The following is a 9,546-nucleotide window of genomic DNA, read 5'->3' on the forward strand; positions in this document are numbered from 1 at the left end:
GTTCACGTTTGTTTTTGAAAGTGATTCACTATTTTATCTGCAAGCATTTGTACTTCTTCCCTGCTAGTTCCTTCATATGGTGTATTTAGCCATTCCTCAATCATATTTGCTAGCTCTTGTTTGGTATCAAGCTTATAAACATATCCATGTAATACCGCTTGTAAATACTGAGTAGGATGCGAATTTGCGTATTGCTTTAAGACCAGAGCTTGTCCATGAACAACGGAAAATGGAATTCCCATTAAAACGAAATGTAATGTTGCTTTTGGCATGTTTCTAAATTGTTGTTCGTGATATGAAAATGCTTCAGCGACTTCTTTTGGTACTTTGACTGGGTTCATTCGATCACCTCTAATCGATAATGTTTGTTTTCTTTAAAACCGCGTTTTTTTAATGCTCTCTTAGTTGCCATCTTTGCTAATGCAGGGATATTGTTATTACTACTAAGGTGTGTTAAATAAATCCTTTCACCTTTGCCTTGGATTAATTTTGATAAAGCGAATGCAGTTTGCGTATTACATAAATGGCCAACATCTGATAAGATCCTCGCCTTTACACTATTTGGATAGTCTGAAGCTTCTACCATAGGTATAGAGTGATTTGATTCAATGATGTAAATATCTGAGTCTTTCATAGCTTCTAACATTTCATGATCAACTTTGCCAGTGTCTAAGCAAATAGATACCTTAAAACCTTCAAAGTGAAAGGAATAACCTACTGGACAAAACGCATCATGATGAGTAGAAAAAACTTTAACTTGATAGTCATGAATATAAACATCATTGTTAGGCCTTAATTTATATTGAATTTCTTCATCAATATCCTTAATTGACTTCCATTCATCATCACCGGCATAAACAGGTATCTTGAATTTATTTGCTAAAGGTAAGCCTTTTGTATGGTCTTTATGAGCATGTGTGATAAATATGGATTGGATTTTATTTGGTGTAATACCAACATTCAACAATGCTTTTTCAATCTTAGTCTTTGCTATGCCAGCATCAACTAGAATAGTAGATTCACCTGCAGTAAGAGCGATACAATTCCCTTTGGATCCAGAAGCTAAAATATCTACTTTCATAATGGTTCCTCCAGTAAATCGGGATTTTCGTAAACTGATCCAATGATTTCACTTCGATAACCTGCTATCTGTTTGTATAATTTTGTTTTTTCTGTTTTATCTTCATCATCAGAATGGTGTATAGCATTTTTAATACAAGCGCCTTTAGTAGCTGTTATTACAACTTCTCCGATGTGATGACCAGATATTTCTTCTGAATCAATGTATCCGTATGAAACAGGATCATAGTCTGCTGAAATGGTTTTCTCGTATGTTTGCTTAACAATATCCCCTTCATAAATCTCTGTTCCGTTCTTGTCTTTTAAGCCTGTGTAAAATACCACTTCTTTTCTTGATAATGGAATAAGTGGTGGATTGTCTACATCTCCTGCAAAGAAACACCCTTGACCAGTCATGATTACATCGCAATCTGTAATCCATTCCTTTCTAACGTTATCCCAGGCCCTAAACTTAATTTCTCTGTTCATCCAACCCCTCCTTGCACTTAATACAAATTCTCAAATCCTTGTAATAATGATCTGTGTGGGTATTTAACTCGTCCCCACACAGTTTGCAATCATCCTGTCGTGCATAAACAATAACTTTTGGAAGCTGCTTATTCAGGTAACTCATCATCAGAAGCCTCTTCTGCTTCTTTCATATCAAGGTTCATATCCAACAATTCGATCAATCCGATTAATTCAGATTCAGTTGGAGGGTTGCTCAATGTCACGTTGTTGTCTTTAATATATTTGTTAATAGCTGCTTTAGTTGTAAATCCTAACTCCTTGAATTTCTTTGTCATTTCTTTTCTAAGAGCAGTAACCTTATCTTCTTGTTTTGGTTCTTCTGGTTGCTGATCTGATTGATCGATAACCTCTTGATTTGGTGTGATGTCTTTTCGTTGTTTTGGTTCATATTCAGGAACTCCATCATCATTAGTGATAGTTTCATCATCAAACTCAAGACCATATTGTTTTTTCAAAGCACGTTGTTGTACATGCTTACCAAACATATCTGCAGTCCATTTCTTCCAGTTGTCCTTATTTTGTCCAGTAAACATATGAGAAACTTCATCAATGTCCATGATGACTGTTACTGGTCGATGTCCATCACGGTATGCAATTGAGTAGGCGCCTATTATTTTCCCTCGAGGGAATCCAACCTCATGTTGAACAACTTCCATTTCCTTTGTTTCTTTATTCATAGCAATCTTAAATTCATCATTTTCATGAACCATTTGCGTGTCTGGTGGTTGGAAACCTTCTTTTTCGCGTGCTTTTGATAAATAAGCTTCAGCAGCAAATTGAATACGTGCCGTGTTTCCATATTTGATAAAAAATATTTCATTTTTAAATGGATCCAACCCATATGATGCTGCTTTATGTGCAAACAGTAGAAACTCCTGATCATTCGCAGTTGGTGCAATAGAATTTCTAATTACTTTTAGTACTTCTGGTTTAAATGCTTCTGAAATTTCTGGTGTTAATGTTGGTAATTGATTGTTTGCCATGATTACATTCCTCCTATTTTCTATTTGCTCTACGGCTTAATTTGGCTTGCTTACGACGTGCCTTTTTGAGGTTGTATTCCTTTTGTGAAAGTGGCATTCTTAGTTCACCTGTTCCACCATTATTAAGTGCAATTTCACGAGCTACACCTGCCTGTTGTGCTCGGAAAAACGCTGCCTTTTTCTTTAATTTTTCAGCTTTATTAGCTTCAATTTTTTCTTTGATCAATTTAGTTACCTCCTAGATTAATAGTTTTGGTGTTACCAGTTTCCTTGTGAACAACCTCTAACCGATCATCAAGGTTTTTCACGATTAGCCAGTTCTTTGGATTTAGGTTTTTAGCTGCTAAGATTTCTTTGTGTCTGCGTGTTGGACGACGACCATGCTTCATGATTCAGGACTATCCTTAAAAGCAACCCTTTTATCAATTTCAGCATTGATTTCATCCAGAGTTTCTTTCATTTCAGCTAAGATCAGGTACTTTATCTTGTTGTAGAAACGTTCATTATTTGCCCAGTGATCATTTGGACCAAAAAAGCGATAATCATCTCGGAACCTAGAATCCGTTGTTGAGATACTACAAATATCTTTAGCGGTGCCATTCTCAATCCGGTTTATGTTTTCTTGCACTTTTTCTTTTGCTTTAACTAACTTGGCAACTTCTTCTAAAACTTTTCGTTGATTCATTATTTATCCCCCTCTATTTTTAGTTCTTCACCAGCAACTACTTTGGCCATAATCAACTGACCGCTTGGTTCTTTAAACTTGGTGATCGATTCGGCATTATCAACAAATACTGGCGCTGCAATGTCGCTCTGATCTGACAGCACTTCACGCAATTCAAGACCAGCTCTTATAGATTCTGAGAGTGATAGCTTGCTATAATCCTTTCCGTCCATTTGGATTTCAAATGTTGGTTTGATATCACCGTTTTTCTGTTTCTTGAATAACTTGATTGATAGATTTTCAAAGAACGACTGCACCTTTTCGGCTTGCAATTCAGCTTCTTTAGAGTGAAATTCTTTAATGCTATCAATGATAAAAATGGATTCGTTTAGTGATTCGAGTGTTGCCTTTTCATCTTTCTCAGCTTGTTCGATTTGTTGCTGGAACATTTCTAACTGCTTGTACTTATTCAGTTCAGCTTCAATCGGGTTGATCTTTTCTTGAAGCGCCCTTGCCTTTTCTATTTGTTCAGTTACATCGATGTATTCTAATCCTGCTAATTCTTCCTCAAGTTCTTTTCTCTTCACGACTATTTGGTTGTACTCTGCTTTGAATTGTGTAATACGATTTTCTTTTTCTTCCTCAACCTCTTTGACTGCTTCATCCTTCAAAGGTTGTTTACATACTCGACAAGTATCTTGAATAGGCTCATTCTTCAGCTGAGGAAACTGGTCCTTCATTCGATCTCGTTGTGTCATTAAATCTCTGATCTGACTATTTAGAACGTTGATACGACCATTAGCTTCTTGAATAGGTTCAATAGACTGTTCAATTTCATTTCGCTGTTTAACTAATTGTGATAACTCAACTTGCAATGATTCTTGTGGTACTTTTGGTGCCTGGTCCTCGAATTGTTCTTTTAAAGTCTTGGTACGACTTTGAGCTGCAATATATTTCTTGTCCAATTTATTTTTTTGATCTCGATGAATCTTTTGCAGATCCTCAATCGTATGTTTTTTTGCAAGCTCAGCTAACTTTGTTCCTTGTGCTTCAGGTAAAGCTTTGAACACTTCTTTGTTAGCCGGTGCCGTTACATAATCCAGAACCATTTCACGTTGCTTTTCCCAGTGCATTGTGAAAAAGTAATTGGGGTTGAACAGTGACAAGAAAAGGTCCTTATCAAATAATTGATCAAGAATTTCATTGAATTCAGTAGCTTTACTAGGTACTTCATTAATTAAGTATTTTGTCTTGCCTTTTTTGAGTTCACGGCCTAGCGATGTTTCTTTTCCATCGATTTCTAAAAGTAATTGGACCTGAGTTTCATCAGCTTCATAAGTTACTGGTGCCGGATCCAACTTGCTACCAAATGTATCTATGCCGTATAATGTCCATATAATAGCTTCAAGGATTGATGTTTTTCCTTGAGCGTTGTCACCAGTGATCTTAGTTACCTCGCCAAAGTTAACCTTGAGATCCTGGTGGCTTTTAAAATTCTGCAGTGTTAGTTCTTTGAATTTGATTTGCAATTTAATTCTCCTTTCTATAGATAATTAATACATCTGTTGCCCAATCTTCGTGAGTAGCACTCGCTGAAAATTTAATGTCAATCACTTCGATATCCGGATTTTCTTCTAACCAAGTGTTTACCTTTCCCTCAATGAATTCACCTGATATTTGTTTGGTTCTAATTACTGCAGCTAAACCTAATTCCAATTAACTCACCTCCTTTCAGTACCAGTTGTACCTAGTCTGCATTGCATGATCACTTAGCATTTGTTCATTGGACTTGTGCTGCAGGTTCATGATTCGTAATTCACCCAATAACCGCATCACATGTGCCTGGTGCATTTCTGCTTTATCGAATTCACCTTTGTTTCTGTAATGTTTGTATAGTTCTTCATTCTGCTCCATTTCTTTGACATAAACTAAAGCCTTCTGCTTGTCCTCTTTTTTGAAATGATCAGTGAATGGCAAATCACTCACCCCAATCCTGTTTTTGTATTTCTGCAACCCGACCAGCATTTACCCCAAACCACAAATTAATTAATCCTGTTATTAAAGCAATTACTACAAAACTAATAAGTAACCATTGCATCTAGAGTCATCTCTCTTTCTTCCTTGATTTCCATATAAATGTTGTAAAGAAAATCATTATTCTTCTTAAATTCCTTCAGAGCGTATGAATCGTTAACAGGTATTTCGAAAGCTTCTTCAAGGTCCGTTATCATTCTTTCTAAGCTTTCAACCTTCTCTTGATTATCGATACTGTAATACTTAATGCGATTGAATCGACCAATAACATCAACCATTCTTCCGATAGCTGCCATTCTGCTATTCACCCCTTCCTGTTTTATGACTAAAGTCGTTCATCAAATTTTGCACAATTGGTAAAAAGAGAAAGCCTATTTGGCTTTTTCAGCGTCCCATTTGGCATATCTTTCACACAAATCTATCTCATCCATCAGTGCATTCTTTCCTGCAGCAAGTACGTCTTTCACTTCATCAGGTAAATCGGAATAGTTTTTAATCACCCACTCATCTGATCGTTTGAGTGATTCTCTAGTCTGGTTAGCCAGCTTTTTCCAATCTTTACTTGACATATTTTTCTCCCCTCCCAGCGTCTACCCACGCTTTTTTATTTACCACTCTGATACAATTTCTTCTATCGCTTGAAAAGTTGGTTGTGCAACCCACCAGCGTTTACGATTTTTCCTGCGTTCATGAATTCTAATCCGAAGATCATGTAAAATTTCCTCTTCTAAAAACCTTTGTGACATACAAGTTAATTCGGAAATTTTTTTGATATCTACTAACAAAAGTTGTTGATGTACTTGCTTGCTTATTTCTTGTTCAATGCATTCTTTCATTGCTTTTTCGTCAATGTCTATCGACACTTTTCCTGAAGGAAGCATTTAAAGACCTCCTTAGACATTTAAAATCTTACGAATATGTTTTATATGCTCTTGAGCCTTCGGACCATCTTTCCGACCATTAATGATGTCAGAAAGATAAACACTAGAAATCCCTAGCATTTCAGCCAATTCTTTTTGTTTCATTTTTCTTTTAAATAATTCTGATCTGACTAAAGCTCCTAAATCGTTTGACATTCCCGTCCCTCCTTCATTTCTTCTCTTTCAATCAAAGGCAATATCCCTTGTTCTCTTAACAATGAGTAAATAAATAGTCTTCCTTTTTGAGTCCATTTAGTTTGCACTCTGGACTTATCAGCATCTATCACATGTGTTGTGGTCTGTGTATAGCCTTTATCCTGGTATTTCGCATAAAGTAACCAGATATCACCTTGTTTGTATTGAACACCTAATTCATGTAACTTTTTATTCAATTTGATAGCGCTCATGCCGTAATCCTTAGCTATCTTTGAGACCGATAAAAGCGACTTATTTTGAAGTACCATGTCATAATAAGAAGCTTTCGGTTGTAATTCATTGTTTTGCTGAACAAGAACTAAATTTTCTGTTTGTAATTTTTCAACTCGCTCGTTAAGATAATCCATCGCCCTCTTCATGACCATTTCAGGACTATTCCATTTCCGTTCGATCTCCAAGAAATGTTGACGAGCTTGTTTACCTCTTTCATTACGTTGCAGCATGGAAATTTCTTTTGCCATGTCAATAGTTAAGTGGTGATTAATCATCACGTGTTCTCGTCCATGTGATGTTAGTTTTTTTTGACTAACTTCAACAAAATCAGTATTTTCAACAAATGCATAATCTTTCATTCGATCAAACCATTTTGTGTATTGGGTACCAATTTCTAAAAACTCGTGCAGATCACGACCACTAACCAAAATGCGATCACTTTCATTAATGGTTGGAATCAAATCTGACATTATCTTTCTCCTTTCTTTTTTGAATTAAAGTTAAAAAGTTAGCGAATTTTATAATTTTCATTGACAAAAGTTAAAGAAAATTATAGAATACAGACATAGCTAAATAAGACTACTAAAAGCCTGTAAATATACCTTTTACCTGCTCCCCAGCGTCGAAAAGTGTATTTTAATAGGTCGTATTTTTTATTGTCTTTTTCGCTAACAATTTAACTTACCTAGAGTATATTAAAGAACTTTATAGATGTCAACAAAAATTCTATAAATATCTTTAATTAACTAAAGGTAATTAGCTAGGATGGTTGATATGACTACGTTTGATAGAGTGAAAAAATTATGTGAGGAACAAAAAATATCTATTGTTGAATTAGAGGAGAAGGTTGGATTTGGAAGAAATTCAATGTATTCATGGAAGAAAAATAAGCCTTCTGCTGAAAAATTGGAGCGAGTGGCAGACTATTTTGATGTAAGTGTAGATTATCTACTTGGACGCACTGACAAAAAAAGATACTATGATCTAACAGAAAAAGACGAACAAGACATTCAAAAAGAATTAGAAAAGATAATAAATAATTTTAGTGACAGTGGTTTTGCAGCAGCTGATGGAAGTAGCATAGACGAATTAGATGAAGAAGATAGAGAATTGCTACTAACATCTTTAGAACAATCACTCCGAATAGCCAAAAGGATAGCGAAGAAAAAATTCACCCCTAAAAAATATAGAGACTAGGAGTGGCAGCTTGTGGATATTAAAAAGGAAGTCGGTCAATTAGTTAAAAAATATAAGACAAATGATCCTTACGAAATAGCAAAAGCAATGGGTATAGTGGTTCGCCATGTTCCTTTAGGTAAAATACTAGGCTATCATACCCGACAATGTCGTGTCTCTATAATCCACATCAACGAATCCGCATCTGCAGAACAACAGATATTCACTTGTTGTCATGAAATAGGACACGCTATTCTGCATCCAGAAGTTAATACACCTTTTTTAAAATCAAGCACTTATTTTTCTAATGATAAGATCGAACTAGAAGCGAATGAGTTTGCAGTGGAACTATTGTTTTCTCAAGAAGTTGGTCATTCCATAACTATTAACGAAGCTACAGAACAGTACGGGGTTCCTGAACAGCTTCTTGTTAAAAAATTTTACGCCTAAAACAGAACAAACATTCTCATTTTAAGGAGGTGGTTTTAAAAATATTTATCCCCCGAATGCGTCTACCCACGTAAGAAAAGGAAGGATAAATATGAAATTATATAAGTCAAAACTGGATTCAGAATTATTCTATTACTTTAACAAGAACAACGAAAAGAGATTTTGTTTTAGACATCGTTATTATGATGAATTAGGAAAGAGGAAAGAGAAGTCAAAACGAGGTTTCACCAATGAGAAAGAAGCATACAGATCCTTGTTAGATGTTAAAACAAATGTGCTAAATGGAGACGTGAAGCAAGTAGAGCATTCTAATCTAACAGTAGCAGAATGGTGTGATATTTGGTATGAAACACATAAAAACGATTGGAAAGTTACAACTAGAGTTCAAAAAGAAGAAACTATAAGGATTCAAATAAAACCGCTTTTAGGTAACTTTAAGTTATCTAAGTTAGATAAGACAACTTACAAACGTGAGTTCATTAATGTTTTGCTTACGAAATATAATCCGAGTAGTGTGAAGTTGTACCACACTATTTTCAAAACTGCGATTAATGCTGCCATAGATGACGAAATATTAACTCGTAATCGATTTAATAAAATTGTTATACCTCAGGAAGATCCTAATGATAATTTCCTTGTTGCTGATGAATTGAATAAATTGATTGCAGCTGCTAATCAACATGAGAATGAAACTATTTATTCTCTTATCTATACATTAGCATACACTGGATTACGTAAAGGGGAAGCCTTAGGTTTACAGTGGGATAATGTTAATTTTGAGGCTAAAACAATTACTGTGGAGCGCACGAGGGATACTAAGGGTGTTCGTGCGCCTAAGACTAGAAACAGTTACAGAACCATTCTAATTGACGATGATGTATTATCGCAATTAGAAAGATATAAAGTATGGTGCAAAAAAACTAAATTATCTTACGGAAAGCAGTTAAAAGAATCGGATTTTGTTTTTACTTCACCCCAAAGTGGAGAAGGAATTTCAGTTAGTGCGGTTTTATACGGGTTAAGAAGGGCCATTAAAAAAGCGAAAATAAAAAGCATCACGATACACGGCTTAAGGCATACACACGCTACTTTATTAATTAGTCAGCGTATACCTGTCAAAGTAATTGCAGAACGTTTGGGTAATACACCACAAATGATATATGAAATTTATGGACACACATTTAAGGAATTAGAAGTTGAAGCAGTCACCGCTTTTAGCGATAGTTTAAAGCAGGTTGGGGGTAATTCTGGGGGCACTTTTTAAAAAAGCCCCCCTAAATCCCTTTAATACTGAAGTTTA

The 9,546-nt window shown here is 35.3% G+C and carries 18 protein-coding genes; 3 read left to right on the top strand and 15 right to left on the bottom strand.

The genetic code is table 11. From position 1 onward, the window contains the following. Positions 1-2: 2 nt before the first annotated feature. The 15 genes from ACTWP4_RS00370 to ACTWP4_RS00440 all read right to left on the bottom strand — a co-directional run bounded on the left by ACTWP4_RS00370 (position 3) and on the right by ACTWP4_RS00440 (position 7,090). Positions 3-341: a hypothetical protein gene (locus ACTWP4_RS00370; protein WP_443126773.1), complete on the bottom strand. Its 339-nt coding sequence runs from the start codon at positions 339-341 to the stop codon at positions 3-5. Continuing rightward, positions 338-1,081, bottom strand: coding sequence for an MBL fold metallo-hydrolase (locus tag ACTWP4_RS00375; RefSeq protein WP_443126774.1), 744 nt, complete (start codon positions 1,079-1,081; stop codon positions 338-340). Before ACTWP4_RS00375 ends, ACTWP4_RS00370 begins: the two co-directional genes overlap by 4 nt. Beyond that, complete coding sequence (locus ACTWP4_RS00380; protein WP_443126775.1) at positions 1,078-1,548, bottom strand: YopX family protein; 471 nt, start codon at positions 1,546-1,548, stop codon at positions 1,078-1,080. The genes ACTWP4_RS00375 and ACTWP4_RS00380 overlap by 4 nt, the downstream gene beginning before the upstream one ends. Before the next feature lie 128 nt (positions 1,549-1,676). Further along, the gene (locus tag ACTWP4_RS00385; protein ID WP_443126776.1) at positions 1,677-2,573 is read right to left on the bottom strand and encodes a RecT family recombinase; all 897 of its coding nucleotides are present in this window, start codon (positions 2,571-2,573) and stop codon (positions 1,677-1,679) included. A 13-nt stretch (positions 2,574-2,586) separates the two neighbouring features. After that, positions 2,587-2,799: a hypothetical protein gene (locus ACTWP4_RS00390; RefSeq protein ID WP_443126777.1), complete on the bottom strand. Its 213-nt coding sequence runs from the start codon at positions 2,797-2,799 to the stop codon at positions 2,587-2,589. A 1-nt stretch (position 2,800) separates the two neighbouring features. Continuing rightward, a complete protein-coding gene (locus tag ACTWP4_RS00395; protein ID WP_443126778.1) occupies positions 2,801-2,962 on the bottom strand; it encodes a DUF6906 family protein in 162 nt (53 codons plus the stop codon). Next, entirely contained in the window at positions 2,959-3,258 is a 300-nt protein-coding gene (locus ACTWP4_RS00400; RefSeq protein WP_443126779.1) for a hypothetical protein, read from the bottom strand. Before ACTWP4_RS00400 ends, ACTWP4_RS00395 begins: the two co-directional genes overlap by 4 nt. Continuing rightward, on the bottom strand, positions 3,258-4,766 hold the full coding sequence (locus ACTWP4_RS00405; protein ID WP_443126780.1) for an AAA family ATPase: 1,509 nt from the start codon (positions 4,764-4,766) through the stop codon (positions 3,258-3,260). The genes ACTWP4_RS00400 and ACTWP4_RS00405 overlap by 1 nt, the downstream gene beginning before the upstream one ends. 1 nt (position 4,767) lies before the next feature. After that, entirely contained in the window at positions 4,768-4,953 is a 186-nt protein-coding gene (locus ACTWP4_RS00410) for a hypothetical protein (RefSeq protein ID WP_443126781.1), read from the bottom strand. 15 nt (positions 4,954-4,968) lie between these two features. Continuing rightward, positions 4,969-5,214, bottom strand: coding sequence for a hypothetical protein (locus tag ACTWP4_RS00415; protein ID WP_443126782.1), 246 nt, complete (start codon positions 5,212-5,214; stop codon positions 4,969-4,971). A 101-nt stretch (positions 5,215-5,315) separates the two neighbouring features. Beyond that, complete coding sequence (locus tag ACTWP4_RS00420) at positions 5,316-5,567, bottom strand: hypothetical protein (RefSeq protein ID WP_443126783.1); 252 nt, start codon at positions 5,565-5,567, stop codon at positions 5,316-5,318. 75 nt (positions 5,568-5,642) lie between these two features. Further along, on the bottom strand, positions 5,643-5,840 hold the full coding sequence (locus tag ACTWP4_RS00425; protein WP_443126784.1) for a hypothetical protein: 198 nt from the start codon (positions 5,838-5,840) through the stop codon (positions 5,643-5,645). Positions 5,841-5,879: 39 nt separating this feature from the next. Further along, positions 5,880-6,152: a hypothetical protein gene (locus ACTWP4_RS00430; protein ID WP_443126785.1), complete on the bottom strand. Its 273-nt coding sequence runs from the start codon at positions 6,150-6,152 to the stop codon at positions 5,880-5,882. Positions 6,153-6,164: 12 nt separating this feature from the next. After that, the gene (locus tag ACTWP4_RS00435) at positions 6,165-6,347 is read right to left on the bottom strand and encodes a helix-turn-helix domain-containing protein (RefSeq protein ID WP_443126786.1); all 183 of its coding nucleotides are present in this window, start codon (positions 6,345-6,347) and stop codon (positions 6,165-6,167) included. Then, positions 6,332-7,090 carry a phage antirepressor KilAC domain-containing protein gene (locus ACTWP4_RS00440; protein ID WP_443126787.1) on the bottom strand — a complete coding sequence of 253 codons (759 nt, stop codon included), beginning with the start codon at positions 7,088-7,090 and terminating at the stop codon, positions 6,332-6,334. The genes ACTWP4_RS00435 and ACTWP4_RS00440 overlap by 16 nt, the downstream gene beginning before the upstream one ends. 304 nt (positions 7,091-7,394) lie before the next feature. Between ACTWP4_RS00440 and ACTWP4_RS00445 the strand changes: the two genes are divergently transcribed. The 3 genes from ACTWP4_RS00445 (at position 7,395) to ACTWP4_RS00455 (ending at position 9,510) form a co-directional block, all read left to right on the top strand. Beyond that, positions 7,395-7,817, top strand: coding sequence for a helix-turn-helix domain-containing protein (locus ACTWP4_RS00445; protein ID WP_443126788.1), 423 nt, complete (start codon positions 7,395-7,397; stop codon positions 7,815-7,817). A gap of 12 nt (positions 7,818-7,829) precedes the next feature. Then, the gene (locus tag ACTWP4_RS00450; RefSeq protein WP_443126789.1) at positions 7,830-8,246 is read left to right on the top strand and encodes an ImmA/IrrE family metallo-endopeptidase; all 417 of its coding nucleotides are present in this window, start codon (positions 7,830-7,832) and stop codon (positions 8,244-8,246) included. Between the two features lie 91 nt (positions 8,247-8,337). Beyond that, positions 8,338-9,510 carry a tyrosine-type recombinase/integrase gene (locus ACTWP4_RS00455; protein ID WP_443126790.1) on the top strand — a complete coding sequence of 391 codons (1,173 nt, stop codon included), beginning with the start codon at positions 8,338-8,340 and terminating at the stop codon, positions 9,508-9,510. Positions 9,511-9,546: the final 36 nt, after the last annotated feature.

It is taken from the genome of Gracilibacillus sp. D59, from assembly GCF_052246695.1.
Lineage (GTDB): Bacteria > Bacillota > Bacilli > Bacillales > Amphibacillaceae > Gracilibacillus.